Here is a 24,835-nt window from a genome sequence, read left to right as displayed (position 1 = left end):
ACCGAAGCAATAGGCCCCCGTCCTGTCCTCCGGAGCAGGACGGGGGCCACACTGCCCGCGACCGCGCCTACACGCTGATCGCCCCGGCGCGGAAGTCGCTGCTGCCCATCTTCACGTTGACCACGGCCACCCGACCGGCCGACAGCGCCCGCCGGATGGCCGGCCCGATCTCCTCAGGCAGCTCCACCCACTCCCCGTGGGCGCCCAGGGCCTCGGCCACCCGCTCGTAGTGGGTGTAGTCGAGCGCGGTCGCCGGCGCCCGCTCCGGGCCGAACATCTGCACCTGGCCCCGGCGGATCTGGGTCCAGCCCGCGTCATTGCCGATCACCACCACGAAGGGCAGGTTCTGCCGCACCGCCGCCTCCACCTCCATCAGGTTCAGCCCCGCGGTGCCGTCGCCCAGCAGCAGCACCACGGGCGCTTCGGGGTACGCCAGCCGGGCGGCCATGGCAAAGCCCATGCCGACGCCCAGGGTACCCAGGGGGCCAGGATCCATCCACCCCGCCGGGTAGCGGCGCACCCGCAACACGTTGGCGGCAGTCGCCACGAAGTCGCCGCCGTCGCCGATGACGATCGCGTCGTCGGGCAGGGCCCGGTCGATCTCGGCGCACAGGCGCAGCGGATTGACGGGCGCAGCCTCGCTGGTCAGCTCAGGCTGCATGGCGGCCAGCCGGCTCTCCTCCACCGCCGCCAGCCGCTCCAGCCACTCGCGGCGCGCAGGCCGGTCGGCGCCCAGGTCGCCCTGGGCCAGGAGCTGGGCCATGACCGTCCCGCTGTCGCCGGGAATGGCCACCGTCGCGTCCCGGTTGCGGCCGGGCTCCGCCGGGTCCAGGTCGACCTGAATCAGCTTGCAGTCCTCATGCCACACCGGGGCCCCGCCGTAGCCCAGGCGGAAGTCCAGCGGCGTGCCGAAGACCAGGGCGACGTCGGCCTCTGCCAGCGCGGCCTTGCGGGAGCGCACCCAGCGCGCGGGCAGGAGCCCCCGGGCCATGCCCGACACGTAGACGGGCGCGCCCACCTTCTCGGCGAACTCCCGGGCAACCTCCCAGTTGGGGGACCAGCGCACCTGGCTGCCGATGAGCACCACCGGGCGGTCCGCCTCCCGGAGCAGCGCGGCCGCCTCGGCCACCCGGCCGGCATCCCCCGGCATCGCCGGCCGCCCGGGATAGGGCGCCGGCAGGCGGGGGCCTCCGGTCTCCCAGGGCGCGAAGAGCAGGTCCAGCGGCATCTCGAGGTAGACCGGCCCCGGCACCCCGGACATCGCGGTCCGGAAGGCCCAGGCCACCAGCTCCGGAATGCGGGCCGGGTCCGTGATCGAGACCTGCCCCTTGGTGATGGGCCGGATGACGGAAAGCAGATCCATCTCCTGCAGCGCGCCCTTGCCAGACAGGTGGCTCGGGCCCTGCCCGCCGATCACGACCAGCGGCGACTGCGCGCGGAAGGCGTTGGCGATGCCGGTCACCGCGTTGGTCACGCCCGGACCGGCCGTGAGAATGGCCACGCCCGCCCGGCCGGTCAGGCGGGACCACGCATCTGCCGCAAACGCCGCGGTCTGCTCATGCCGGACGTCAACGACCCGGATCCCCTCGTCCAGGCAGCCGTCGTAGATGGACATCACGTGACCACCGCAGAGGGTGAACACGACGTCGACCCCCTCGTTTCGCAGCGCCCGGGCCACAAGCTTCCCCGCATGACCAAAGCTCATCTCCTGCTCCCCTTTCAACCTTCGTACAGGACTGACTATTCTGCGCGCGTTGCGCCGTTCCTGTCCGCACCCTGCCAGACCTGCCAACATTCGCTGCAGGCGGCCGGGTATGGTGCAGATGCGACCCACGCACACTCTGGGCAAGGCTGCAAAGTAAGGAGGATGGACATGCACCGCACGTGGACCCGCAGGGGCGCCCGTCTGGCCGCGCTGGCCCTGCTGACGGCCGCCCTGGCGCTGCACCCGGGAGCGCGGGCACAGGCGCGCGTGGTGGAGCGCAACGACGCCGCGCCGGTGAGCGCCTCGCTCCAGCCCAACCTGCGCCCGATCTATTCCGCAAAGACCGACGACAAGGTGGTCGCCCTCACCTTCGACATCTCCTGGGGCAACCAGATGGCCCCGAAGGTGCTGGAGGTGCTGCGCAGGGAACAGGTGCCGGCCACCTTCTTCCTCTCGGGCCCCTGGGCGAAGAACCACGAGGAGCTCGTGAAGCAGATCCAGGCCGACGGCCACCAGATCGAGTCGCACGGCCAGGCCCACGTCGACCTGAACACCCTGGGCCGAGAGGGCGCCGCCAAGAACATCGCGGCGGCCCACGAGATCCTGAAGGAGCTGACGGGGCGCGATCCCACCTACATCCGGCCCCCCAACGGCGCTTTCAACGAGGCCTCGGTGCAGGCGGCCAAGGACCTGGGCTACGCGACCGTCATCTGGTCGGTGGACTCGCTCGACTGGAAGAACCCGGGCGTCGACCGCATCGTGAACCGCACCGTGCGGCTGGCGCATCCGGGCGCGATCATCCTGATGCACGCCAGCGACTCCTGCAAGCAGACCGACCAGGCGCTGCCGGCCATCATCCGGTCCCTCAGGGAGCAGGGCTACCGCTTCCTCCTGCTGGACGAGCTGATCCGCACCTACGGTGTGGACATGAACGGCCATATCCGGGTCCTGCGTTAGGCCTCTCCGGAGGCGCGCAACCGCGCCGCCGCCAACCCCGTCTAAAGGGAAGGTGCGGCGCCGAGCCCGCGTTGACGGAACGCGCAGCCGCTGGTAAAGTAGTTTCGTAACCGCGGCGGCGCCGCGGTCGACCCAGTCCAGCCCGGGAGGGTTCCTGGTGTTCAACTGGACCGCTGCCTTGAAGGTCCTCGGCATATCGGCCATTCCATTCCTCGAACTGCGGGTGGGCATTCCCGTCGGCATCGTGAGCGGGCTGCAGCCGGCCTGGGCCATCGCCCTGGGCGTCGTGGGCAACATGCTCCAGGTGCCGCTGATCATCTTCATCATGTACATGCTCCGGCGCATCGCCCAGCAGGTGCCTTGGGCGGCGCGCGTGCTGGAGCGCATCGACCGCTCGGCGGAGCGGCACCAGGCGCAGGTGCGCCGCTACGGCTGGGTCGGGCTGGCCCTCCTGATCGGCATCCCGATTCCCGGCACCGGCCTGTGGACGGGCGCCGCCCTGGCCAACCTGATGCGCATGCCGGTCCAGCTCACGGCGGTCGCCATGACCGTCGGGGTTGCGGTAGCCGGGTTGCTGGTCGGCGCAGTGGCCACGGGCGCCATCGCGGTCATCGACCTGTTCTGACAACGCACGAGAAAAACGCCGGGAGGGGGGCCGCCGTTGCCCCCCTCCCGGCATGTCCTTCAGCAGGTCATCCCTGCACCATCAGGAAGCCCACCGCGCCGCCCGCGAGGGTGGCGAGGAAATTGACCAGGTCGTTGCTCACCGCCTGCAGCCCCCGGTGCAGGCGGGTCGGACTGCCGCAGCCGTGAAGCCGCCGCTCCGTCTCCTTCTCGCAGCGGGGGCACCAGTAGACGCCCTGCACGGTCGCCCCCAGCAGCGAATCGAGAAACGAGCCGGCCAGGCCGGCCAGGGTCACCCACGGCAGAAAGCGCCACCAGATCGGGTCGCCCAGGGCGCCCACCAGCCCGACGAAGAGCCCTCCGGCCACGGCGGCAAGCGTACCATGGAGTGAGACGGCGCCGCTGGTGCCCGGCGGCACATGCCGGAGGGTGGTGATGAGGCGGGGCGGCGCCTTCGCGAGCACCCCCAGCTCGGTCGCCCAGGTATCGGCGGCCGCCGCGGCCAGGCTGCCCAGTACGGCGCCCATCCAGGCGGCCTCGCCGGTGGCCGAATACCCCACCGCCGCTGCGGCCGCCACACCGCCGTTGGCGAGGGCCTGGCCAAGGTCGCGCGTGCCGGTCTTGGCAAAGTCGGCCTCCACCGCGGCTTTCCGGTGGCGGAACAGCTTGGCCAGCACGCTGCCCGAAACGAAAAACGCCACCAGCGCCAGCCCGCCCGGCCATCCGCCCAGCCCGAAGAGCGCGGTGCCGGTAAGGATGGCCCCGAGCACCCCGCTGGGCGTGAGCGATCCCTTGTGCCACGCCACGAGCCCGATCAGGGCCGCGAGGACGGATCCCAGCCCCAGGGCGGGCAGCCAGGGCGTGAGGAGGTTCAGGCCGGCCCAGAGCGCCAGGCCCGTGCCCAGGGGCACCCACAGGTTGTCCAGCCCCTTGATCCCCAGGGCCTCGGCGCACGCGGCCGCCACGGCGGCCAGTGCGGCCAGGCCCGCAAGCGCCGGCAGCGCCAGCTCAGGAGCGCTGAGGCGGAGCACGACGAGGAGGGTGACCAGGGTCACGCCGAACATGGCCAGCGAGCCCTCCAGGCTCTTGATGCGGCCTCCCAGCGTGGCGTACTGCCGCCGGCCCAGGCGCAGGCCCACGGTGGAAGCCGTGGCGTCGCCCAGGGTCATGGCGAGCACACCGCCCAGCATGGCGGCCGGCTGCTCCCACGCCAGCAGGACCAGCAGGGCGAACGAGACCGCAAACCAGACGGTGCCCAGGTTGTCGGCGTCGGCCTCCACCGAGCCCAGCAGCCGCCGGCGGTGCACGAACCAGTTCACGGCGGCCGACACAGCCGGCGGAACCGCCGCCAGGTACCGGCTCTCGAACACCAGCAGGGTGCCGATGATCCAGAGCCCCGCGCCCACGTGCACCACCTTGCGGGCGATCGGCCGCGGCAGGCCGAGCCGGTAACCTGCCTCTCCCACCACCACCACAGCGCCCACGTAGGCAAAGGCCACAAGCACCGCCCAGAGGTCGCCCATGCTGCATTCCTCCTCGCATCGACAGGAGAACTTCGCTCCAGGCCTGAAACTTACCTGCAGGGAATGTAAATGGGTTGGTGTAATATGCTTCCTTCAGTCCCCAGAGTACCTGAAAGCTGTGAAAGGCAGGGTTGGTCGCGATGTTGTGGAAGACGTTGCTGGATCTGTTCGTTGGCTTCAGCCGCGCGACGCTGCTGGGCTTCGGCGGTGGGCCGTCCATCGTTCCGCTGTACGAGCACGAGGCCGTGGAGGTCTTCAACTGGGTGACCCGGGAGGAGTTCGGCACGGCGCTGGCCATTGGAAACGCACTGCCGGGTCCCATCGCGACCAAGCTGACCATGTACATCGGCTACCGCGTGGCCGGGTGGCCGGGGGCGATCGTGGCCCTCATCGCCGTCACCCTGCCCGTCGGCCTGATCATGATCGCGCTGGCGGGGCTGATGCTCCGCTTCAAGGACAGCCCGATCCTGAAGGGCATGGTCAACGGCATCCGGCCCGTGGTCTTCGTCATGCTGGCGATGTTGGCCATGGACTTTGCGGGCTTCGCCTTCCAGCCCAGGGGCACGGGGCTGCTCAGCTGGCTGCCCTTCGGCATCGCTGCGGCGTTTTTCATCTCGGTCCACTACCTGAAGCTCTCCCCCATCTACGGCGTGGTCGCCTCGCTGGTCATCGGCGCGTTCTTCCTGCGCTAGGCCCGGGCCGGGCGTCTGCGAAAATATTTTCCAGGGCGGCAGGGTTCTGACCGGAGAGAGCGAAAAGGTAATGCCGGGTCCGTGACTCTTTCTTAGGAGGCTGTCTGATTTGGCCGTTGTCAGCATTTTTGTTGGGAATCTTCCCTGGGCTACCACTGATGAGGATCTGCATGCGCTCTTCGCGCCTTACGGCGAGGTGATGCGGTCGAAGATCATCCTCGACCGCGAGACCAACCGCAGCCGCGGGTTCGGGTTCGTCGACATGGAGGAGGAGGCGGCCGCCAAGGCCATCGAGGCCTGGAACGGCCAGCTGTACAACGGCCGTGTTCTGACCGTTAACCTGGCCCAGAGCCGTCCGGCTCGCGCGTAAAGCTCAAACCGACAATCACAGCGGCGCCCCCAATCTGTGCGGGGGCGCCGCTTCTCTGTCAGCCGCTGTCGGCGCCGCCGGTGAAGTACCGGATGGCATGTAGAAGCTCCAGGGCTTCCGGATTGCCCGGATCGGTCCGCAGCACCCGGCCCGCGGCGCGCTCGGCCTCGTCGAACCTGCCCTGCTCGAAGTAGATCCAGCCCAGGGCCAGCTCAAACCGCACGTCGGCGTAGCGAGCCGCGATGCCCTCCATCGTCGCAGCCGCCTCGTCCAGACGCCCGTCCTCCCAGGCCTCCAGGGCCTCGACGAGCCGCTGCGACGGGCCGGGCGGCGAGACCGCCCCGCTGACCGCGGCCGCGGCGAGCAGCGCCAGGAGCAGCGAGGCCGCCCCGTGCAGCAGCCGCCGTCCGCGGCCAGGGCCCGTACCGGGCACGCCGACCGCGGCCGCGGCGATGAACCCGCCCGCCAGCCCGCCCAGGTGGTTCCAGTTGTCGATGGCGTCGTGGTTCAGGAGACCGTAGCCCACGTTGAGCAGCACGACGGCCAGCAGGGGCACGTGTCTCAGGCGGTGCCGCTCCGGCGCCGCCAGCCGGTACCAGACCAGGGCCCCGAGCAGCCCGAAGATGGCACCGCTGGCGCCGGCGCTCAGCACCACCGGCGGGCCGAGCGCCAGGCTGGCGGCGGAGCCGGCCACCAGCGCGAGCAGGTAGATCAGGAGCATGCGCCCGCGCCCGAACAGCGGCTCCGCCACCTGCCCCACCCACCAGAGGGAAAAGCTGTTCATCAGCAGGTGGGGCAGGCCGATGTGCAGGAAGCCCGCCGTGAGGAGCCGCCAGTGCTCCCCCTCCTCGATCAGGAGGGGCCGGGCGGCCGCCCCCCACCGGTAGAGCAGTTCGGCGTCCTCCGTGGCCCGGGGCCCGCCGCCCGTGACCGCCATGGCACCCCAGATCACGACCATGGCTGCCGTCAGTCCGGCGGTCAGCCACGGGAAGCCTGCCATCCAGCCGCCGCTGCGATCCACAATCAGCGCCCCCTAGCCCCGCAGGCGCGCCTCCAGCTCGGCCCGCCGGGCCTCGAACCCCGGCTTGCCCAACAGGGCGTACATGTTTTGCTTATAGGCCTCGACCCCGGGCTGGTCGAAGGGATTGACCCCCAGCAGGTACCCGCTGATGGCGCAGGCCTTCTGGAAGAAGTAGAGCATCTGGCCGTAGTGGTAAGGCGTCAGCTCCGGCAGGGTGAGGGTGAGGTTGGGCACCCCGCCTTCCGTGTGCGCCAGCCGCGTGCCGAGGAAGGCCATGTGGTTGACCCGGTGGAGCGTCTGCCCCTCCAGGAACCCCAGCCCGTCGGCCCCGTCGCCGCCGGTCAGCGGGATGTCGACCGCCGGCCGCTCCACCTGCACCACCGTCTCGAACAGGATCCGCCTGCCGTCCTGAACGTACTGGCCCATGGAGTGCAGGTCGGTGGTGAACGCGGCGGCGGCGGGGAAGATGCCCTTGCCGTCCTTCCCCTCCGACTCGCCGAAAAGCTGCTTCCACCACTCGGCCGTCGCCCGCAGGGCCGGCTCGTAGGTCACCAGCAGCTCCGTCGTCAGCCCCCTGCGGTACAGGGCGTGGCGGGCAGCGGCGTACTGGTAGCACGGGTTCCTCTCCATGTCGGGCTCGCTGTACTCGGCCGCGGCATCGGCCGCGCCGGCCATGAGCTGATCGATGTCGATGCCGGCGGCGGCGATGGGCAGGAGCCCCACCGCGGTCAGCACCGAATACCGGCCGCCGACGTCGTCGGGGATGACGAACTGGGCGTACCCCTCGGCGTCGGCGAGATGCTTCAGCGCGCCCCGGGCCCGGTCGGTGGTTGCGTAGATGCGCCGGCGGGCGCCCTCCTTCCCGTACCGGCGCTCCAGGTAGGCGCGGAACAGCCGGAAGGCGATGGCCGGCTCGGTGGTCGTCCCTGACTTGGAGACGACGTTCACCGAGACCTCCTTGCCCTCCAGCGCCTCGAACAGCTCCGTCAGGTAGCGCGGACTCAGGTCCGTGCCGGCGTAGAAGATCTGCGGGCCTCCGCGCCGCTCCGGTGGAAGCAGGTTGTGGAACGCGTGTCCCAGGGCCTCCACCGCAGCGCGGGCCCCCAGGTAGGAACCGCCGATCGCGATGACCACCAGGGCGTCGGAGTCGCTGCGGATGCGTGCGGCCGCCTCCTTGATGCGGCGGAACTCCTCAGGGTCGTGGCGCCGGGGCAGGTCGAGCCAGCCGGTGAACTCCGCCCCCGGCCCCGTCCGCTCGTGGAGCATCCGGTGGGCGGTCCGGACGGACTCTGCCTGGTACGCCAGTTCATGGGGCTCAGGACCGGCCGCGGACGGCGAGATGGCAAACCGCAGCGAAGACGTCAAGGGGATCGCCTCCAGATTATAGTTTTCCTTATCCGCATTATAGGACCGAGCTCACCTGGGGCCAACCCGGGCCGGAGTCAGAAGGTGACGGCGAGGACCGCCCCCGGCCGCACGAATGTGGCGCGGCCCGCGCCGTCCACGAGGACCACGGGGTCGGCCAGGAGCAGCTTGCCGGTGAGCAGCCGCTCCCCCACCTGGAGAGTCACCTCCCGCCCCCTGAGCCCCGCCAGCAGGTCGGCGATGGCATCTCCGCCACCCCGGCGTGCCGCATCGACGCCGGCCCGGCGGATCGCATCTCCACCGCCCCTGCGGATCGCACCGACGCCGGCCCGGCGGGTGGCATCCGCGAGTGACCCGCTGTCGTCATCGGCCCGCCCGCGCGCGGGCCCCCCGCGCCACGGCGCGACCTGCACCCTCCTCTGCACGAAGCGGCAGGCGTTCTCCACCCGGGTGCACCCCCGTTTCCCGTCCCGATCCCGGACACCCGCGGGCAGGGACGCATACTCTAAACATGGGAGAGCTATGCCGTAGCTCGCTCAACCCATGCCTGAGGAGGAGACGGGACATGTCTCAAAACAGGACCATCCGCCAGCTGCTGGAGGACCTGCGGGGCGGCGGGTTTAACACAAGCCTGATCGTGGATGGCGTCGTGATCGAAAATCAGAAGGTGGTGGCCTTCGAAAACGGCGTCGTTTATACGGTCAATACCAACGGGGTGGCCCGTGCCACCCGCATTGACCAGATCGACAGCGTAAACTTCTGACGTTCCGTTGACCGCTCACGCACAGGGGGAGCCCAATCAGGCTCCCCCTGTGCAAACCAGGGCAAAACCGGCGGTTCGAAGAGCACCGCCATTCGATGGGTTCGTGCCGTCGGTTCTGCGCTGGTTCTTAGTTCCGGTAGCGGTAGACGATGCGGCCCCGGGTAAGGTCATACGGGCTGAGCTCCACCGTCACCCGGTCGCCGGGCACCACGCGAATATAGTGCCGGCGCAGTTTGCCGCCCAGGTGGGCGATCACCTCCGGCTGGTTTTCCAGATCAAGCTTGACGGTGAAAAAGCCGTTGGACCGGGGTTCGACGATTACACCATCCACCTCAATCATGTCCGCACGCGCCAATACACATCACCTCCTTCCTCTCTATTATAGACGCATTTTCGCGATCCGTCATCCGCGCTTCCGCGCGGTGCCAGGAAAGGGGATAAATGGGCCACAATTTACAGATGCGCCTTGTCGGGTCATTGGGCAGCGTGCTACAATGTCCTATGTGAATTTTACCGGAGGGGGTTTCACCCTTGGGCCGAAAATGGGAGAACATCAAGCGTTCGAAGAGCAAGCTGGACCAGCAGCGAGGGGCGACCTTCTCCCGCATCACCAAGGACATCATGAAGGCCGCCCGGGAGGGCGGGCCCGATCCCAATACCAACTTCCTGCTGAAGACGGCGGTGGCCGCGGCCCGCAAGGCGAACATGCCGAATGAGAACATCCAGCGGGCCATCGCCCGGGGAGCCGGCCTCGACAGCGCGGAGCGCTTCGAGGAGATCGTGTACGAGGGCTACGGCCCCGGCGGTGTGGCCATCATGATGAACATCGTCACCGACAACCGGAACCGCACGGCCGGCGAAGTGCGCCACATCTTCTCCAAGCACGGCGGTTCGCTGGGAGAGACGGGCTGCGTCGGCTGGATGTTCAACAAGCGCGGTGTGATTGAGGTCGACCGCACCCAGAGTCAGATCGATGAGGACGACCTGATGCTGATCGCCCTGGATGCCGGGGCGGAGGATGTGGTCACCGCAGAGGATACGTACGAGATCTACACGGCGCCTGAAACGCTGAACCAGGTGCTGAAGGAGCTGGAGGCGGCGGGGGTTCCGGTGGAGAAGGGCGAGGTGGCCATGGTGCCCACCACGACGGTGGCCGTGTCCGGCGAGGAGGCCGATCAGCTTCTCCGGATGCTGGAGCTCCTGGAAGAGCACGACGACATTCAGAACGTGTATACGAACGCAGACATCGGCGAAGAGTAGTGCGGCGGCGTCCCCGGAACACGGGGCGCCGCCCTTTCGCTTCCGTGCGCGCCTCAGGCCACCCCTTCGGGTTCCCGGCCCCGCCGGAGCAGCAGCGGCTCCCGGCCCGTCCGCCAGACCACCTCGGCCACGGCCGCCACCACCTCGGGCGCGAGGTGCGGCTCTTGCAGCACGGCGACCGCCTCCGGCGCCAGGGGCGGGCTGAAGAAACCCAGTGCGATCACCCGGTCGGGCCGGCTGGTGGCCGCCGCCAGGTAGGCCGAGGAGATGGTGGGCCAGCAGGTGGCCAGGATGGCGTGGGCGGGCGCGAGCCCGTCCAGTCGCCCGAACAGCTCCCGCTTGCCCGGCAGGTCCACGGACGAGGCCTCGAGGATGAGGTCGGCGTCGGCCACCGCCACCTCCAGGGCGGGCTCCAGCCGCACCCGCGAAAGCTGTGCCACCGCCGCCTTCCCCCCGCCCTCCAGCGCCTGGAGCCGGTCCTGCAGACGGCGGCCGGCCTCGGCCAGGCCCGCCGGATCGGACTCGTGAAGGCAGGTGGCGTATCCGGCCCGCACCATCAGCGCCGCGATCTCCACCCCCGCCGGGGTGCCCCCGATCACTGCAATCCGCTCCATCATCCGTACCCCGCCTCCTTCCACGCCCCGGGCGCCAGCGGCCCGGCACAGATCTTACTTATGGCACAGAAGTACAGGTTATGCCCGCGGGCACGTCCCGAAGGACCTGTTCAGGGTAGAAGTGGAAGATCTGCAGGAGTCGGAATCGTTCCCGTGGTATCAATCCATTGTCAATACAGCGCGCCTCAGGCGCTGGAGAAGGAGGCATACCATGAACCGGTTGATGCGGCTCCTCACATCGGGAATCGTTGCATTGATGGTCTCGGTTCTCGCGCTGCCCGCCGGTGCGCACGCGGCGCCGGTGGTGCCCGCAGCCGCCACGGACTGCGATCTGGGCGACCACTGGGCAGCACCCTATGCCTGCGAGCTGATTGCAGGCGGCATCATCGCGACCGAAGACGCAGCAGACCTCGATCTGAACGCCCAACTGGCCGCGCCGACCTTCCGCGCGCTGCTGGAGCGGGCCGGCGCATCCCTGGCCGATCAGGCTGAGGGACCGCTTACCCGGGGCGAGGCCATGCGGATGCTGGCGCAGGCCGTGGCCGGTGAGGATCTGGCCGGCGCGGATCTGCGCGTGCTGGAAGGCTACGCCGACGCAGCGGCGGCGGACGAGGCCACCCGCACGGCCCTGGCGTTCCTGCTGCTCCGCGGCGTGGTGCTGGGCCGCGACACGGGCGAGCTGGACCTGGACGCCCCGATCACCTTCGGTGAGGCTGCCAAGCTGATCAGCCTGGCCCTGCCGGAGGTCCTGCCCGAGGGCACCGACAAGATCAGCCTCCTGGTGTACAGCGACTTCCACGGCCGGCTGGAGCCGAACGGAGCCGAACTGGGCGCCGCCCGCTTCACCACCGCCATCGCCGGCCAGCTTCTGAAGAACCCGAACACGGTGCTGATCGACGGCGGCGACACCTTCCAGGGCACCCCCATCTCCAATCTGGTGAACGGGGCCTCGGTGCAGGAGTGGCGCAACAAGGTCGGCGTCGCCATCAGCACCCTGGGCAACCACGAGTTCGACTGGAACGTGCCGACCCTGCTGGGGCTGCTGGAGACGGCCGAGCATCCGGTGATCTCCGCCAACATCTTCGTCGAGGGTACGCAGGAACGGCCTGAATGGGTGGTTCCCACCGCGACGCTGGAGGTGGCCGGCTACACCATCGGCTTCATCGGCATCACCACCCCCGAGACGAAGGGCATCGTGCTGGCGGCCAACGTGGAGGGACTCGAGTTCGCCGATCCCGCTCCGGTGATCAACGCCGAGGCGAAGGCCCTGCGGGAGGCGGGCGCCGACCTGGTGGTGGTGGTCACGCACGGTGCGGCCAACCAGGGCGAGGAGCCGCTCGAGGTCGTGAGCGAGGTCGCCGACTGGATGGCCCAGGTGACGGAGCAGGTTGACGCCATCACCGGCGCCCACTCGCACGAGATGGCCGCGGGCTATGTGCTGGATGCCAATGGCAACCAGGTGCCGGCGGTGCAGTCGGGCGCCCACAGCACGGGCCTCGCCCGCATCGACCTCTACATCAACCGGGCTGACAAGCAGGTGACCAAGGCAGCCGTCGACGTGTGGAACCCGAGCCAGGCGCTGGCCCCGACCCCCTGGGCGGCAGACCTGGTCGCGAAGTGGGCCGCCGAGATCGAGCCGATCAAGGCCCGTCCGGTGGGCAAGCTGGCCCACCAGCTCTCCCGCACTTATGAGCAGTCCGGCGAGAGCGTGCTGGGCGACTTCACCACCGACGCCATGCTGGCCGGCGCACCCGGGGCACAGATCGCCGTCACCAACGGCGGGGGCATCCGGGCGCACCTGACCCCCGACGAGAACGGCATGATCACCTGGGGCGACCTCTACACCACCAGCCCCTTCGGCAACACGCTGGTGCTGGTCGACATGACCGGCAGCGAGCTGAAGGTCCTGCTGGAGCAGGGGCTGGAGGGCTACGTGAAGCGGCTGCACAACGAGGGCGGCCCCCGTCCGCTGCAGGTGTCGGGCATCACCTTCACCTGGGACTACAGCAAGCCCGAGGGTGAGCGGGTGGTCGAACTGAAGCTGGCCGACGGCACGCCGGTCGACCCGGATGCCACCTACAAGGTGGTCGTGAACAACTTCATGGCCTCCGGCGGCGACGGCCTCGCCATCCTGGCGGAGCTGGTGGACAGGCAGGTCGATCTGGGCATCGTCCTGCTGGACGCTCTGGTTGACCACTTCAAGGCCCTGGCCGGGGAAGAGCCGCTCACCTACGAACTGCAGAACCGGATTCAGGTGCTCAACATGCCCGAGGATCTGAGGCTGCCGCCCGAGTAAACGGTAAGAACGGCGGGGCTGTCACGGCAGAGCAGACTGCCGTGACAGCCCCTTTCACATGTATGGGAGCGTTTCCCTTCAGGCAACGGCGCCTGGCCGCCCGAACGGTCTCGACCACCGCCGCACCGGCCTTCCGCGCGCTGCATATCCTCGAATGCCTTCGCCGTGGCTGCTGGCGAGGTTCGGCCTAGCGATAGTTCACGAACTGCAGTTCCAGCCCGAAGTCCTGTCCTTTCAGAAGCCGAATCACAGCCTGCAGGTCGTCCTTCTTGGGGCCTGAGACCCGAATGGCATCGCCGCGGATCTCGGCCTTCACCTTCAGCTTGGAGGCCCGAATGGCGGCGGTCATCTGCTTCGCCTTCTCCTGCGGAATGCCCTGGCGAAGCGCGATCACCTGGCGCAGCATGCCGCCGGCGGCATCCTCCACGCGCCCGTAGTCCAGGGCCTTCAGCCCCACGCCGCGCCGGACCAGCCGGGTCTGCAGGATGTCGATGATGGCTTTCAGCTTCATCTCGTCGTCGGCGAGGATGGTGATCTCGCCCTTTTTCTCATCCAGGCTGATCGTGGAGGCAGAGCCGCGGAAGTCGTAGCGGGCTTTCATCTCCCGCCGGGTCTGGTCGACCGCGTTGACGACCTCCGCCATGTTCACCTTCGATACCACATCAAACGAGAAGTCGGCCACAGGGGAACACCTCGTCATCGGTTGATTGCCCTGTATGATAGCACAATAGGTCAACAAGGGCGATCGGTCTCGCCGCCCCACGCTTCCCCACCGCCCGACGGGTGGGGCCCGCCGCGCATCTCGCCGCTCTCGTTCGCAGTCGCCTCCTCTTCCGGCAGCCCGGGGTACGGGTTCACGTGCACCAGCACGTTCCGGCACTCGGGCACAGCCCGCATGATGGCCCCCTTCACCCGCTTGCCGATCCGGTGGCCCTGGGCGACGGTCAGGTTCCCGTCCACGCTCACCTTGCACTCCGCATAGATGCCGGGGCCGAACACCCGGGCCTTCAGCTCCCCCACCACCTGCACGCCGGGCACCTGCAGGGCCGCCTGCCGCATGGCGACCATAGTCTCCCGGTCAGGCGCCCGGTCCATCAGGTCGCGAACCGCCTGCCAGTACAGGCCGAGCCCCATACGCAGGATCAGGCCCGAAACCAGCAGCCCCATGAGCGGGTCCAGCAGGGGCAGCCCAAAGCGGCCGCCCAGGGCGCCGGCCAGGGCCGCAGCGGATGCCATCACGTCCGTGCGCTGGTTCGCCGCGTCGGCCAGCACGGCCTGGCTGCCCAGCCGCCGGCCCAGCCCGGTCAGGTACCGGGCCAGCGCCTCCTTGGCGCCGATGGAGACCACCGTCACGAGGGCCGCGAGCAGGCCGACCGGCTCTCCCCCCGCCTGCAGCGCCTGAACTGCGCCCGCGGCGGTCGCCAGCCCCGCTAAGGTCACGATGATGCCCACGAACTTCGCCGCGACCGGCTCGGCCTTCTCGTGGCCGTAGGGATGGTTCAAGTCGGGCGGCAGGGCGGCGATCCGGCTGCCGCCGATCACCACCAGCGTGGCCAGGATGTCGGTGCCGGAATTGGCCGCATCTGCCAGGACGGCGGTGGAGCCGGCGAGAAAACCGGCGATCCCGCGGGCCACGGTGAGGTTGACGTTGACGGCGATCGTCAGCAGCCCCGCCCGGTTGATGAGCTGCTGACGCCTGTCCCCGGAGATGCTGGATGCCAAGGGGCCCCCTCCCTTCCGCTCTAGTATGCGCCGGCGGAAGCGAGGGGGCCCGGCTGCGTGCGAGTGGGCAGGGCACAATGCTGTGCCCGCTATCCAGGTCGAAGTGCACGCTCTCCGGGTCTGGAGGGTGCGCTGTCCGGGTCTGGAGGGCACACTGTCCTGGTCTTGAGGGCACACTGTCCTGGTCTTGAGGGTGCACTGTCCTGGTCTTGAGGGCGCGCTGTCTGGAGCTGGTGCGCTCCGGACCGGGTCTAGAGTGCCCGCAAGGCCTGGTCCAGGTCTGCGATAAGGTCGGCCACGTCCTCCAGGCCCACGTGAATGCGCACGAGGCCCGGGCTGGGCCAGTTGGCCTCTGGCGCCTTGTGCATCGCGCCGATGATCGGCAAGAAGACCAGCGACTCATACCCGCCCCAGGAGACCCCAAGCCGGAAAACGCGCAGCGCGTCCACGAACCGACTGGCCTGCTCCAGGTCCCGGGTGTCCAACTCGAAGGAGAGCAGGCCCGATGCCCCCCGCATCTGCCTGAGGGCCAGTTCGTACTGCGGGTGAGACGGGTGGCCGGGGTAATGCACCCGGGCGACCCGGTCGTGGCCGGCCAGGAACTCGGCCACCTTGGCAGCGTTCAACTGATGCTGCCGCATGCGCACGGGGAGGGTGCGGAGCCCGCGGCCGATGAGCCAGGCCTCGAAGGGACCGATGACGCCGCCCAGCAGCGGGATCTCAGCGTCGCCGACCTGGCGCACCCGCTCCGCTGGGCCCAGGATGGCCCCGGCCAGCACGTCGGAGTGGCCGCCAAAGTACTTGCTGCCCGAGTAGACGACCAGGTCGACCCCCAGTTCCAGCGGGCGCTGCAGTAGCATGGTCGAGTACGAATTGTCGCAGATGGTGGCGATGCCGTGCCGCCGGGCCACCGCCGTCACGGCGGCAAGGTCCTGGAGTTTCATCAGGCCGGAAGAGGGCGACTCCAGGTAGAACAGCCGGGTGTTGGGCCGCACCGCGGCCTCCCACTCGGCCGGATCGCGGCCGTCCACCAACGTGGCCGTTATGCCGAACCGGCTGAGATAACCGGTGATGAACGCTTTCGCCGGGCCGTACGCCGTGTCGACGCAGACCACGTGGTCGCCCGCCCTGACGCACGAGAGGATCGCGGCGGAGATCGCTGCCATACCGGAAGCGAACAGCCGGCACTCCTCCGCGCCTTCCATCGCCGCCAGCTTCTCTTCCACCACCCGCACGGTGGGGTTCCGCCGCCGCGTGTAGACATAGTGCTCCTGCTCATTCGCAAAGGCGGCGATGGCGTCGGCGACTGACTGGAACACGAACGTCGAGGTCTCGAAGATGGGCGGCGCGGCGGCGCCCATGAAGCGAAAAGGATCGTCGCCTGCGTGCGCGGCCAGGGTGTCCATACGGCGGCTCGGATCCGGTGCAGGTCTGTGCATGGCTGCTCGCTCCTCTTCCCGCAATATCAAGATGTCTAAGTCTTTTCGGCGGCGCGGCCCGGCGTTCCTGCGCGGGCTGCAGGGGCATGCTAATGCATGGCCTCACTCTCATTGGGAGGTGCCAGTCGTGTCCGAGATTCTGCCACCCGAAGTCAGGCAAGAGATCGAAGAGTGGGAGATCCGGCAGCGGTACAACCCGGTGGACGTGGAGAAAGTGGAAGGGAACCTGCGAATGACGAAGGTCCGCCGCACGGTCCCTATCACCCAGCACTACTACTCCAACTACCCCGGGCAGAAATCCCAATAGGTAGGCCGCGAGGAGGGGGCGCAGTCCCCCTCCTTGTCTGCAGTGTGAGTTGTGGGCACCACCTCGTAACAGAGGATGACCTGTAGACCACGCGTCACGGGCGGAGCCTGGCGGCGGGCAGTGGGATCCTGCGACCCCTGGGTTGGGCACCGCAAATTTTTCACTTCTGGCGGAAGGCGAAGGTGAAAGAGTGACGGTTCCCAGGTGGCTCTGGTGGGCTGAGGGGCTGCATACGCCGCCTACAACTCGAAAACGCCGACGCCGAGCGGCGTCATGGTGACATAAGATGGCCTTCCAGTTGACGTAACGCGGCGGCGGGGCCGGGGCGGGCGACACCCCGGGCGATCCCCAGGATGGGAACCGCAAGTTTTGCGCTTTGCCCAGAAATCGCAAGCGAAAAAGTGACGGTTCCCAGGTGGCTCCGGTGACGCTGCAGGGCTCCCACGCTGCCTGCAACTCGAAAACGCCGACGCCGAGCGGCGTCATGGTGACATAAGATGGCCTTCCAGTTGACGTAACGCGGCGGCGGGGCCGGGGCGGGCGAGACCCCGGGCGATCCCCTGGATGGGAACCGCAAGTTTTGCGCTTTGCCCAGAAATCGAAAGCGAGAAAGTGACGGTTCCCAGGTGACTCAGGCGAGGCTGCAGGGCTCCGACGCCGCCTGCAGAGCAAGACCAACAAGACCAAGCAGCGTCTAGGTAACATAAGATCGCCCCTGAGTTGACGTAACGCGGCGGCGGGGACGGGGCGGGCGACACCCCGGGCGATCCCCAGGATGGGAACCGCAAGTTTTGCGCTTTGCCCAGAAATCGCAAGCGAAAAAGTGACGGTTCCCAGGTGACTCAGGCGAGGCTGCAGGGCTCCGACGCCGCCTGCAGAGCAAGACCAACAAGACCAAGCAGCGTCTAGGTAACATAAGATCGCCCCTGAGTTGACGTAACGCGGCGGCGGGGCCGGGGCGGGCGACACCCCGGGCGATCCCCCGGATGGGAACCGCAAGTTTTTCGCTTTGGCCAGAAATCGCAAGCGAAAAAGTGACGGTTCCGAGCGGCCCTGCGGAGGCCCTGAGTCTACGGACGCGCTTCGAGGGGGCGGCTCACCTACGGCTGAACCCACCTCTTACCGCAAACGGCTCACACCCACGGCCCAATCAGCCGCGAGCAACCCACAGCCCACTGCCCACACGTCACACCCGATAAATCCTCAAATACCGCCTCCGCAGCACCACTTCCCAGCGCTTCTCCTCCGCCAGGTTCAGCCGCTCGTACACGTACCCCGGCAGGCTCACCTGCAAGTCAACCCCCGGCGGGTCTGAACGGAAAAACAGCACCACGTCGCCACCGTAGTCGATCTCGTCCACGATCTCGCCCGACAGCAGGTTCTCCGCCGGCTCCCGGAGCGGCCGGTCCTTCCGCACGAACATGATGTGCTCCGGGCGGATGGCGCAGACGACGTGCTGCCCCGGGCGCAGATCGCCTGCGGGGGCCAGCAGCACGTGGCCGCCGACGCGGACCCGGGTGCCGGCCGGATCGGCCGCAGTCACCACGCCGCTGAGCCGGTTGTGAAAGCCCATCTGGGCCGCCGCGCCCAGGGTGGCGGGGTGCTGGAAGACCTCGGAGCGGGGCCCCACCTGCACGACCCGGCCCGCCTCATACACCGCGATGCTCCGGCTGAGCGCGTAGGCCTCCTGCAGCTGGTGCGTGACCAGGAGCGTCGGAATCTGCAGCTCCCCCAACAGAGAGAGCAGCTGACTGTGGAGCGACCGGCGCGTCACGTCATCCAGCGCGGCAAAGGGCTCGTCCAACAGCAGCACCTCCGGTCGGGTGACCAGGGCACGGGCCAGGGCGACCCGCTGCTGCTGCCCTCCCGAGAGTTCGGCCGGCCGCCGCCCTTCGAAGCCCGCCAGACCGACGCTGGCCAGGGCGGCGGCGGCCCGCTCCAGCCGTTCATTCCCGGGCAGCCGGTGCAGCCCGTAGGCGACGTTTTGTAGCACGGTCATGTGCGGGAAGAGGGCGTAGTGCTGCTGTACGTAGCCGACCCGGCGGGACTGTGGGGGCAGGTTGACGCCGGCGGCGGCGTCGAACAAGGTCCGCTCGTTCAGCCGGATGACGCCCCGGTCAGGCCGCACCAGCCCGGCGATCGCCTGCAGCGTCAGGCTCTTCCCGGAGCCGGAGGGGCCGAAGAGGGCGGTGATGTGGCGTCCCACGGTCAGGTCCACCTGCAGGTGGAACGGCCCGAATCGCTTCTCAATCTGACAGGTCAGCACCTCACCGCCCCCTCCCATCGCCAATGCGCGCCAGCAAGGCCAGCACACCCACGCTCACCATGCTGATCAGCAGCACCAGGTTGTTGGCCAGGGAGTACTGTCCAGCCTGCACCGCGTCGTAAATGGCCACGGAGAGCGTCTGGGTCCGGCCGGGGATGTTGCCCGCGACCATCAGCGTCGCGCCGAACTCGCCCATGGCGCGGGCAAAGGCGAGCACCGCCCCGGCCAGGATGCCCCGCCAGGCCAGCGGCACCGTCACCGTGAAGAAGATGGCCGCCTCCGACCGGCCCAGGGTCCGCGCGGCCGCCTCCAGAGCCGGGTCCACCGACTCGAAGGCCGCCTGCGCCGAACGCACCACCAGCGGGAACGAGACCACCGTGGCCGCCAGCACCGCCGCCTGCCAGGTGAAGACCAGGCTGATGCCCCACCCCTCCAGCAGCCTGCCCAGCGGGCTCTGCCGACCGATGAGCAGCAGCAGGTAGTAGCCCAGCACCGTGGGCGGCAGGACCAGAGGCAGGGTCGTCAGCGCCGAGAGGAGCCCCGGCGCCGGAAGGCGCCGCCGGGCCAGGCCGTAGGCCAGCGGCACGCCCAGGAGCGCGGCGAACAGGGTGGCCAGGAAGGCCACCCGCAGCGAGAGGAGCACCGGGAACCAGTCGATCGCACGGAAGTCCGCCACGGCCATCACTCCGGTGGCAGGCCGAAGCCGTACCGCTCCAGCACCGCCCGCCCCTCAGGCCCCGTGACCAGTTCGGCGAAGCGGCGGGCGTCGGCCTCGTTCGGGCTGCCGGCCACCACCGCCAGGGCCTGCTCCAGCGGCGTGTAGAGCGACGGATCCACGGCCACGTAGGTGATATCGGCTACATCGGCCAGCGAGAGCGGCACCAGTCCCGCCTCGGCGTTGCCGGTTTCGATGAACTGTAGGGCCTGCCGCACGTTCTCGCCCAGCACGAGCTTCGGTTGCAGGGCCTCCCACAGCCCGGCGCTCTCCAGCGCCTCCCGGGCGGCGCGGCCGTACGGGGCGTGGCCCGGGTTCGCGATGGCGACGTGCACGATCGCCGGGTCGAGCAGGTCGGTCAGCTCGTCCGCCTCCGCGCCGGCCCGGATGCTCGATGCCAGCACCAGGTGCCCCAGGGCGTAGACCCGCCGGGTCTCGGGGAGGAGCGCCCCGGCCTCGATCAGCCGGTCGACGTAGCTCGTGTCGGCGGCGGCAAACAGGTCGACGGGGGCGCCGTTCTCGATCTGGCTGGCCAGGTTGCCGCTGGCCCCGAAGGTGAACGTCACCTCCACCCCCGTCTGCTCCTCAAACAGCGCTCCGATCTCTGCGAAGGCGAAGTGCAGGTCTGAGGCCGCCGCGACGGTCAGCGTGCGGGCCGCGCCGCCACCGCCGCCGGGGAACGCGCCACCCCCGCTGCGGGGGTCCGCGCCGGGGCCGCTGTCCGCAGGACCGGGTCCCGCCGGTCCCCGCTGGCCGCAGCCCGCAGCCACCAGCAGCACGGCCAGGAGGACAACCAGACGACGTTTCATGCCGCGTATCTTCCTTTCGCCGCGAAGTATTCAGTGTCACCTTACCACACCTGCTTCCCCGCGGCACGGCACCAGCGTATCAATATCCGGTTAGGGCACATGATCGACCCGCGGGGGCGCCACCCCCCTTCCCCGCATAGGCTGGGCCCGAGGTGGTCCGCGTGCGCATCACGCCCGTGTACTGCGACGTCCTGCGCAGCCTGGAGGCGGCGGCGCGGGGGTCACCCCTGTGGCCGGCCTTCCACCACTTGGCCTACCGCCCGCACCGGGAATACTTCGACGGCTTCGCTGAGACCTACGGACCTGCTCTGCTGGGGCGGGAGGGGCTGCCCGCACTCGTCACCCGCCTGGCGCCTGCCCTGCACCTCGCCCTCAGCCCGGCCCCGGGCTACCGCATGGAGGAGCGGGTCCGGTCCATCATGGCCAGGCTGCGGCCCCTGCTCCCCGGGCGGTTGCCGGATGTCTACCTGGCGACGCTCTTCTTCGTCGCGCCCGCCGCGACGATCTCGGTCGGCGGGCGGCCCGCCATCGCCCTGGGCCTGGAGCGCTTCTCGCCCGCGCCGCCCCCGGGCCCCCGGTACTGGTACCGCCCGGATGAGGTGGAGGAGATGCTGCCCCACGAGGCGGCGCACGCCGTGCGGATGGAAGCCCTGGGCCTGCCCCCCTCCCCTCAGGGCCTGAGCCTGCTGGACATGGTGATGCTGGAGGGAACCGCCCTGCTCTTCACCGACCTGCTGCTGGGCAGGGAGACCCTGGCGACGTTCATGGACCCGGCCCGGCTGTCCTGGCACCGGGCGCACGATGCCGCGGTTCTCGCCGCCGCCGCCCGGGAGTTCGGTACGGGCGGTATGGCCGCCTTCACCCGCTACTTCGCCGTGGACGCGCCCATCAGCGGATATTGGGTGGGTTACTCGCTCTGCCGCCGCTTCCTGGAGCGGTACGGCACATCTGCAATGCGCGAGTTGCTCTGCATGCCGTCAGCCGAGATCCTGCGCCGCCTGGGCTGACTCCCGCTCGTGCGCTGCCGGGGGCAGAGCCCGGTTCATGCGCAGCCCGGGCTGATTCCTCATGCTCTGCCCGAGCCGACTGCGGCTCCTGCAACGCTTCAACTGACTCCGGCCTGCGCAACTCGAGTTGAGATGGGTCCGGCAGGCCATTATACTGAGGGGGAAAGGGGGTCCTGCGCTGTGGCCGGCGATCGTTGGAAGGGCGTCACGACCGAGCGGGGAAAACCGCGGGTTTACATCCAGCAGTACCTGGACCTGAAGCTCTCTGAGCAGCAGTACAAGAAGATCTGCCAGGAGATGGGGCTGGAGAAGCCGTTCACCGAGGAAGCGGCGACGACGGTCATGGAGGCGTTTCTGGAAGATCTGGCCGACGGATCCCAGTGCGACACGGCGCACCTGCAGCGCAGCGGTGGAGACGTGATCCTGATGACCGTTGTCTCGTACCCATACAGCCAGGCGACCTTCGACCGCATGATGGCCGCGTATCTGGCCAAGAAGTCCCTGGGGCAGGCCGAGTAGCCCCCGAGCGACGAGGAGCCGAACGCTCCTCGTTCTTCATTTTTCTCGGGACAGGAACCGTGCCATGTATTATGATTAGCCTGTAAGAGGCCCGACCATCAGACCGGTGGCACTCGTAAACTCCCACGTGAAAGGAAGGCGAGACCATGCTCAGGCCGGAAATCCTCTCCGCGCTTCAGGCGGCAGTCGGCGAAGAGTGGTGCCTGACCAGCAAGGCAGACCTTGTGGCCTACTCCTACGATGCCACACCGCTCTACCAGCGGCTCCCCGACGCTGTGGTTCTGCCCAGGACCACCGAGGAGGTCGCCGCGGTCATGCGGGTTGCCCATGAGCACCGCATTCCCGTGCACACCCGGGGCGCCGGCACCAACCTGGCCGCGGGCACAGTGCCTGCGGAAGGCGGCATCGTCCTCTCCCTGAACCGTATGAACAAGATCCTGGAGATCGACCAGGAGAACCTCACGGCCACCGCGGAGGCCGGGGTCATCACCGCCGACCTCCACAAGGCCGTGGAGGCGGTCGGCCTCTTCTACCCGCCCGACCCGGGTTCGATGACCTCCTCCACCCTGGGCGGCAACGTGATGGAGTCTGCCGGCGGGCTGCGGGGTCTGAAATACGGCGTGACCAAGGACTACGTAATGGGGCTCACGGCGGTGACGGCCGACGGCCGCATCTTCCGCGCCGGCGGCAAGAACGTGAAGGACGTGGCCGGCTACGACCTGGTGAAGCTGATCTGCGGCTCTGAGGGCACGCTCTGCATCGTCACCGAGGTGACCCTGAAGCTGCTGCCGATGCCCGAGACCAAGCGGACTGCCCTGGCCGCCTTCCCCGACATGGAGGCCGCCGCCCGGGCAGTCAGCAAGATCATCGCCGCGCGCATCATCCCCTGCACCCTGGAGTTCATGGACAACGGCACCATCCGCGCCGTTGAGGAATACGTCGGCCTCGGCCTGCCCACTGACGCCGCCGCGCTGCTGCTGATCCAGCAGGACGGCCCGGCGTCGGTGTGCGACGCCGACATCGCCCGCATCGCCGAGATCTGCCGGCAGGAGGGCGCCACCAACGTCGAGCACGCAAGCGACCCGGCCGAGCAGGACCGGCTGATGCAGGCCCGCCGGTGGGCGCTCTCGGCCCTGGCCCGGCGCAAGCCCACCACCATCCTTGAAGACGCTACCGTGCCCCGCAGCCAGATCGCGCCCATGGTGGCCCAAATCCAGCGCATCGCCGAGAAGTACCGGCTGGATATCTGCACCTTCGGCCACGCCGGCGACGGCAACCTCCACCCCACCTGCATGACCGACGAGCGGAATAAGGAAGAGCTGGAGCGCGTCGAGCAGGCGTTTGCGGAGATCTTCGCCGCCGCGCTGGAACTGGGCGGCACCATCACCGGCGAGCACGGCGTGGGCGAGGCGAAGTCGCCTTACCTGGAGTGGAAGGTCGGGCCTGTGGGCATCGAACTCATGAAGAACATCAAGAAGGCCTTCGATCCGCACCACATTCTGAACCCGGGCAAGCTCTTCGCGGGCGAGACCCGGAAGCGGGTGGTGGTGCGCCAGTGAAGGTGCAGATTTCAGAGGACTTGGTCCTCAACTGCATGCGCTGCGGGTTCTGCCTGCCCGCCTGCCCCACCTACCGGGAGAAGCAGGTGGAGTCGGCCAGCCCGCGCGGCCGCATCGCCCTCATGCGCGCGGTCATGGAGGACAAGCTGGACATCCTGGACATCGCCGATCCGCTGGATGCCTGCCTCGGCTGCCGCGCCTGCGAGCCCGCCTGCCCGGCGGGCGTCACCTACGGCGCCATCCTGGAGCAGGGCCGGGCGCAGCTGGCCGAAGTCAGGCCCCTGCCCGGCGTCGTGCGCTGGGCGTACCGCTGGCTCCTGGGAACGCCCGGCGGCATCAAGTTCTCCGCCTGGGCCCTGTGGCTCTACCAGAAGCTGCACCTGAGCAGCCTGGTCCGCCGCCTGAACCTGGTGGAGAAGATCGGCGGCAAGGGGCTGGCCGACATGGAGAAGGTCATCCCGCCGGTGGCCTCGCCGGCGCAGCGGGCCGCCCGCAAGCCAGCCTACCCCGCCGTCGGCGCCCGCAGGTACCGGGTCGCCTTCTTCCTGGGCTGCCTCTCGGACATTGTCTTCTTCGAGACCAACCAGAACGCGATCGACGTGCTCACCCGGCTGGGTTGCGATGTCGAGCTGCCCGCGGGCCAGGGCTGCTGCGGCGCCGTGCACAGCCACGCCGGCGAGCACGCGATGGCCGTCGAGCAGGCCAAGCGGAACATCGCTGCGTTCGAGGCGGGCGGCTACGACTTCATCGTAAGCACGGCCGGCGGCTGCGGCGCCGCGCTGCGGGAGTACGACAAGCTGCTGGCCGACGACCCGGACTGGGCGGACCGCGCCCGCGCCTTCTCCGCCCGCTGCCGCGACTTCTCCGAACTGGTCGAGCAGCTGGGCCCGGTCCCGATGGGCGAGATGCCGGGCACCTACACGTACCAGGACTCCTGCCACCTGCGCAACGTGCAGAAGGTGGCCGCCCCGCCCCGCAACCTGCTGAAGGCCCTGCCCGGCGCCCGGTTCGTCGAGCTGCCTGAGGCCGACCGCTGCTGCGGCGCTGCGGGTACCTACATGATCACGCAGGCGCTGATGTCGGACCGGATCCTGGACGACAAGAGCGAGAAGGTCCGCGAGACCGGCGCCTCGACCCTGGTGGTGGCCAACACCCCGTGCCACCTGGAGATGCTGGAGGGCATCCAGCGGGCTGGCCTGGCCGATCAGGTGCAGGTGCGGCACATCGCCGACGTCGTCGCCGAGGCGGTGCGCAAGGCCGCGCCCGCCGGCGAAGAGGCGTGACGGCCGGGTCATGGGAGAC

At 69.0% G+C, this 24,835-nt stretch carries 25 protein-coding genes; 12 read left to right on the top strand and 13 right to left on the bottom strand.

What is annotated here, in order from left to right; translation table 11 throughout:
- Positions 1-67: 67 nt before the first annotated feature.
- Positions 68-1,705 (bottom strand): thiamine pyrophosphate-binding protein, encoded by a 1,638-nt coding sequence (locus tag ACZ45O_RS01310; protein WP_464855176.1) that lies wholly within the window; start codon positions 1,703-1,705, stop codon positions 68-70.
- 168 nt (positions 1,706-1,873) lie between these two features.
- Here ACZ45O_RS01310 and pdaB point away from each other — a divergent pair, with 168 nt between their 5' ends.
- Together pdaB and ACZ45O_RS01300 are read left to right on the top strand one after the other, a co-directional pair.
- A complete protein-coding gene (pdaB, locus tag ACZ45O_RS01305) occupies positions 1,874-2,662 on the top strand; it encodes a polysaccharide deacetylase family sporulation protein PdaB (RefSeq protein WP_464855175.1) in 789 nt (262 codons plus the stop codon).
- Between the two features lie 157 nt (positions 2,663-2,819).
- Positions 2,820-3,287 (top strand): COG2426 family protein, encoded by a 468-nt coding sequence (locus ACZ45O_RS01300; protein WP_464855174.1) that lies wholly within the window; start codon positions 2,820-2,822, stop codon positions 3,285-3,287.
- Between the two features lie 67 nt (positions 3,288-3,354).
- Here the strand turns inward: ACZ45O_RS01300 and ACZ45O_RS01295 are convergent, their stop codons facing one another.
- The gene (locus ACZ45O_RS01295) at positions 3,355-4,809 is read right to left on the bottom strand and encodes a DUF92 domain-containing protein (protein ID WP_464855173.1); all 1,455 of its coding nucleotides are present in this window, start codon (positions 4,807-4,809) and stop codon (positions 3,355-3,357) included.
- A 140-nt stretch (positions 4,810-4,949) separates the two neighbouring features.
- On the opposite strand from ACZ45O_RS01295, the gene ACZ45O_RS01290 reads away from it, so the two are divergent.
- Both ACZ45O_RS01290 and ACZ45O_RS01285 read left to right on the top strand, forming a co-directional pair.
- Positions 4,950-5,501, top strand: a complete 552-nt coding sequence (locus tag ACZ45O_RS01290; RefSeq protein WP_464855172.1) for a chromate transporter — start codon at positions 4,950-4,952, stop codon at positions 5,499-5,501.
- Between the two features lie 109 nt (positions 5,502-5,610).
- The gene (locus tag ACZ45O_RS01285) at positions 5,611-5,871 is read left to right on the top strand and encodes an RNA recognition motif domain-containing protein (RefSeq protein ID WP_464855171.1); all 261 of its coding nucleotides are present in this window, start codon (positions 5,611-5,613) and stop codon (positions 5,869-5,871) included.
- A gap of 58 nt (positions 5,872-5,929) precedes the next feature.
- Here ACZ45O_RS01285 and ACZ45O_RS01280 read toward each other — a convergent pair whose 3' ends face one another.
- From ACZ45O_RS01280 to ACZ45O_RS01270, 3 genes are all read right to left on the bottom strand, one after another.
- Positions 5,930-6,892: a rhomboid family intramembrane serine protease gene (locus ACZ45O_RS01280; protein WP_464855170.1), complete on the bottom strand. Its 963-nt coding sequence runs from the start codon at positions 6,890-6,892 to the stop codon at positions 5,930-5,932.
- Between the two features lie 12 nt (positions 6,893-6,904).
- On the bottom strand, positions 6,905-8,257 hold the full coding sequence (locus tag ACZ45O_RS01275; RefSeq protein ID WP_464855169.1) for a glucose-6-phosphate isomerase: 1,353 nt from the start codon (positions 8,255-8,257) through the stop codon (positions 6,905-6,907).
- Between the two features lie 77 nt (positions 8,258-8,334).
- Complete coding sequence (locus ACZ45O_RS01270) at positions 8,335-8,703, bottom strand: hypothetical protein (protein ID WP_464855168.1); 369 nt, start codon at positions 8,701-8,703, stop codon at positions 8,335-8,337.
- 119 nt (positions 8,704-8,822) lie between these two features.
- Here ACZ45O_RS01270 and ACZ45O_RS01265 point away from each other — a divergent pair, with 119 nt between their 5' ends.
- Positions 8,823-9,020, top strand: coding sequence for a hypothetical protein (locus tag ACZ45O_RS01265; RefSeq protein ID WP_464855167.1), 198 nt, complete (start codon positions 8,823-8,825; stop codon positions 9,018-9,020).
- 127 nt (positions 9,021-9,147) lie between these two features.
- On the opposite strand, the gene infA is transcribed toward ACZ45O_RS01265, so the two are convergent.
- Positions 9,148-9,375: a translation initiation factor IF-1 gene (infA, locus tag ACZ45O_RS01260; protein ID WP_464855166.1), complete on the bottom strand. Its 228-nt coding sequence runs from the start codon at positions 9,373-9,375 to the stop codon at positions 9,148-9,150.
- Between the two features lie 176 nt (positions 9,376-9,551).
- Between infA and ACZ45O_RS01255 the strand changes: the two genes are divergently transcribed.
- The gene (locus ACZ45O_RS01255) at positions 9,552-10,280 is read left to right on the top strand and encodes a YebC/PmpR family DNA-binding transcriptional regulator (protein WP_464855165.1); all 729 of its coding nucleotides are present in this window, start codon (positions 9,552-9,554) and stop codon (positions 10,278-10,280) included.
- Between the two features lie 53 nt (positions 10,281-10,333).
- On the opposite strand, the gene ACZ45O_RS01250 is transcribed toward ACZ45O_RS01255, so the two are convergent.
- Entirely contained in the window at positions 10,334-10,894 is a 561-nt protein-coding gene (locus ACZ45O_RS01250; protein ID WP_464855164.1) for a 3-hydroxyacyl-CoA dehydrogenase NAD-binding domain-containing protein, read from the bottom strand.
- A gap of 211 nt (positions 10,895-11,105) precedes the next feature.
- Between ACZ45O_RS01250 and ACZ45O_RS01245 the strand changes: the two genes are divergently transcribed.
- Positions 11,106-13,190, top strand: a complete 2,085-nt coding sequence (locus tag ACZ45O_RS01245) for a bifunctional metallophosphatase/5'-nucleotidase (RefSeq protein WP_464855163.1) — start codon at positions 11,106-11,108, stop codon at positions 13,188-13,190.
- Between the two features lie 187 nt (positions 13,191-13,377).
- On the opposite strand, the gene ACZ45O_RS01240 is transcribed toward ACZ45O_RS01245, so the two are convergent.
- The 3 genes from ACZ45O_RS01240 to ACZ45O_RS01230 all read right to left on the bottom strand — a co-directional run bounded on the left by ACZ45O_RS01240 (position 13,378) and on the right by ACZ45O_RS01230 (position 16,351).
- Entirely contained in the window at positions 13,378-13,890 is a 513-nt protein-coding gene (locus ACZ45O_RS01240) for a YajQ family cyclic di-GMP-binding protein (protein ID WP_464855162.1), read from the bottom strand.
- 32 nt (positions 13,891-13,922) lie between these two features.
- On the bottom strand, positions 13,923-14,912 hold the full coding sequence (locus ACZ45O_RS01235; RefSeq protein WP_464855161.1) for a cation diffusion facilitator family transporter: 990 nt from the start codon (positions 14,910-14,912) through the stop codon (positions 13,923-13,925).
- A gap of 251 nt (positions 14,913-15,163) precedes the next feature.
- Positions 15,164-16,351: a trans-sulfuration enzyme family protein gene (locus ACZ45O_RS01230; RefSeq protein ID WP_464855160.1), complete on the bottom strand. Its 1,188-nt coding sequence runs from the start codon at positions 16,349-16,351 to the stop codon at positions 15,164-15,166.
- A 127-nt stretch (positions 16,352-16,478) separates the two neighbouring features.
- On the opposite strand from ACZ45O_RS01230, the gene ACZ45O_RS01225 reads away from it, so the two are divergent.
- Positions 16,479-16,658, top strand: coding sequence for a hypothetical protein (locus ACZ45O_RS01225; protein ID WP_464855159.1), 180 nt, complete (start codon positions 16,479-16,481; stop codon positions 16,656-16,658).
- A gap of 1,186 nt (positions 16,659-17,844) precedes the next feature.
- Here ACZ45O_RS01225 and ACZ45O_RS01220 read toward each other — a convergent pair.
- From ACZ45O_RS01220 to modA, 3 genes are read right to left on the bottom strand one after another with little or no spacing between them, the layout of a single operon-like run.
- Entirely contained in the window at positions 17,845-18,924 is a 1,080-nt protein-coding gene (locus tag ACZ45O_RS01220) for an ABC transporter ATP-binding protein (protein WP_464855158.1), read from the bottom strand.
- A gap of 1 nt (position 18,925) precedes the next feature.
- On the bottom strand, positions 18,926-19,606 hold the full coding sequence (gene modB, locus ACZ45O_RS01215; RefSeq protein ID WP_464855157.1) for a molybdate ABC transporter permease subunit: 681 nt from the start codon (positions 19,604-19,606) through the stop codon (positions 18,926-18,928).
- Entirely contained in the window at positions 19,606-20,448 is an 843-nt protein-coding gene (modA, locus tag ACZ45O_RS01210) for a molybdate ABC transporter substrate-binding protein (protein ID WP_464855156.1), read from the bottom strand. Before modA ends, modB begins: the two co-directional genes overlap by 1 nt.
- Positions 20,449-20,609: 161 nt before the next feature.
- Here modA and ACZ45O_RS01205 point away from each other — a divergent pair, with 161 nt between their 5' ends.
- From ACZ45O_RS01205 to ACZ45O_RS01190, 4 genes are all read left to right on the top strand, one after another.
- On the top strand, positions 20,610-21,455 hold the full coding sequence (locus ACZ45O_RS01205; protein WP_464855155.1) for a DUF2268 domain-containing putative Zn-dependent protease: 846 nt from the start codon (positions 20,610-20,612) through the stop codon (positions 21,453-21,455).
- 180 nt (positions 21,456-21,635) lie between these two features.
- Entirely contained in the window at positions 21,636-21,974 is a 339-nt protein-coding gene (locus ACZ45O_RS01200; protein ID WP_464855154.1) for a hypothetical protein, read from the top strand.
- Between the two features lie 146 nt (positions 21,975-22,120).
- Complete coding sequence (locus ACZ45O_RS01195) at positions 22,121-23,533, top strand: FAD-binding oxidoreductase (protein WP_464855153.1); 1,413 nt, start codon at positions 22,121-22,123, stop codon at positions 23,531-23,533.
- Positions 23,530-24,816 (top strand): (Fe-S)-binding protein, encoded by a 1,287-nt coding sequence (locus ACZ45O_RS01190; protein WP_464855152.1) that lies wholly within the window; start codon positions 23,530-23,532, stop codon positions 24,814-24,816. The genes ACZ45O_RS01195 and ACZ45O_RS01190 overlap by 4 nt, the downstream gene beginning before the upstream one ends.
- The last annotated feature ends 19 nt before the right edge of the window (positions 24,817-24,835 follow it).

The sequence above is a fragment of the Symbiobacterium turbinis genome, assembly GCF_055383075.1.
The sequence above is the reverse complement of the archived record's forward strand: the minus strand, read 5'-3'. Positions and strand labels throughout refer to the sequence as shown.